This is a genomic window from Pseudomonas sp. PS01299, assembly GCF_029960145.1.
GTDB lineage: Bacteria > Pseudomonadota > Gammaproteobacteria > Pseudomonadales > Pseudomonadaceae > Aquipseudomonas > Aquipseudomonas putida_A.
On sequence record NZ_JASCPO010000467.1, the window covers coordinates 1 to 1691 of the forward strand.

2 protein-coding genes are annotated in these 1691 nt (G+C 62.4%); both read right to left on the reverse strand.

Going from position 1 to position 1691, the window contains the following annotated elements:
• Nucleotides 1-91: 91 nt before the first annotated feature.
• Nucleotides 92-835 (reverse strand): pyridoxine 5'-phosphate synthase, encoded by a 744-nt coding sequence (gene pdxJ, locus QMX91_RS31030; RefSeq protein ID WP_282413901.1) that lies wholly within the window; start codon nucleotides 833-835, stop codon nucleotides 92-94.
• Nucleotides 836-874: 39 nt separating this feature from the next.
• Complete coding sequence (gene recO / locus QMX91_RS31035) at nucleotides 875-1564, reverse strand: DNA repair protein RecO (RefSeq protein WP_007965159.1); 690 nt, start codon at nucleotides 1562-1564, stop codon at nucleotides 875-877.
• Nucleotides 1565-1691: the final 127 nt, after the last annotated feature.

A 1691-nucleotide genomic window follows, 5' to 3' on the forward strand; every position in this document is an offset into this window, starting at 1 on the left:
CGCGAAGGCGGTGTGTCAGTCGACATATTCTTTGACTGATACACCGCCTTCGCGAGCAAGCCCGCTCCCACATTGGGTTCTGGGGTGTTGCTTAGGGCTTGGCGGCCGCCAGAATCAGCGTTTTCATCTCGGAAACAGCTGACTTGAAGCCCACGAACAACGCATGCGCCACCAGCGCATGGCCGATGTTCAATTCGTTGATGCCTTCGATCGCCGCCACGGCTTCGACGTTGTGATAATGCAGGCCATGCCCGGCGTTGACGATCAGGCCCTGCGCCAGACCAAACGCCACGCCGTCCGCCACACGCTTCAATTCTTCAGCAACTTCAGTCGGGGTTTCGGCATCGGCGTAACGCCCGGTATGCAGTTCGATGGCCGGCGCACCGACGCGCTTCGACGCAGCGATCTGGCGCTCGTCAGCATCGATGAACAGCGACACCTCGCTGCCGATCTTCGACAGGCGCTCGACCGCTGCCCTGATGCGTTCTTCCTGCCCCGCTACATCCAGACCGCCTTCAGTGGTCAGTTCCTGACGGGTTTCCGGAACCAGGCAGATGTGCGCCGGACGGATGCGTTCGGCGAACGCCATCATTTCTTCGGTGACGCCCATTTCGAAATTCATGCGGGTCTGCAGCACATCCTTGAGCAGCAGCACGTCGCGCTCCTGAATGTGCCGGCGGTCTTCACGCAAGTGCACGGTGATGCCATCGGCGCCCGCCTCTTCCGCGTCCAGCGCTGCCTTGACCGGATCCGGGTAGCGTGTGCCACGGGCCTGACGCAGGGTGGCGACGTGGTCGATGTTCACGCCAAGAAGAATGCGATTGCTGGTGGTCACGGATGCGCTCCTGAAGGGAAAGATTCGGCGCACAGCATATCAGGGCTTGCGAAATAGCTCGCGGCTGACGAGGGGGCGACCGCCCAAGTGCACGGCCAGTGCCTGACGCATCAGACGCTTGGCCGCCGACAGTGCGCCGGGAGCGGTCCAGTCGGCTTCGGCCATGGCCAGCAGCTCGGTGCCGTTGAACAAGCCCGGCTGCAACAGAAACACCCGCTCAAGTCCGGCGTCCACTTGCAGACGATACAGACCGTCCGGCGCGACCGGTTCGCTGTGGATATCGGTATTCAGGGAGAAGCCGTAACCGAGATCGTCCAACAGGCGCCATTCGAACGAGCGCAACAACGGCTCCAGCGGGCGACCTTCGGCCAGGGCCAGCAGTGTTGCAGCGTAATGGTCGAACACCGCCGGGTGCGGGTCTTCGGCAGGCAGCAGGCGGATCAGCAGCTCATTGAGATAGAGGCCACTGAACAGCGCCTCACCGACCATCCAGGTCGCGTTGCCGGCACTTTCCATGCGCCCGACATTCTTCAGTTCACCCTTGCCACGAAACTCGACTTCCAGCGGCACGAACGGCCGCGCCAGTGTCCCGGCCTTGCCCCGCGCACTGCGCAAAACCGCCCGCAGCCGCCCTTGCGGCGTGAGGAAGTCGACCAGCGCGCTGGTTTCGCGGTAGGCGCGCGAATGCAGGACGTAGGCGAGCTGGGCGGGAGGTGGGGTTTGCGACATGGAGTTCTCGATGAAGAAACGCGGTTTTACTCACAACCCAAAACTACTGTGGGAGCGGGCTTGCTCGCGAAAGCGCTGAATCAGTCAAAGCATAGGTCGACTGACACTGCGCATTCGCGAGCAAGCC

Coding starts and splice junctions, on each gene's coding strand:
- recO (WP_007965159.1), bottom strand. CDS start 1,564: ATGTCGCAAACCCCACCTCCCGCCCAGCTCGCCTACGTCCTGCATTCG.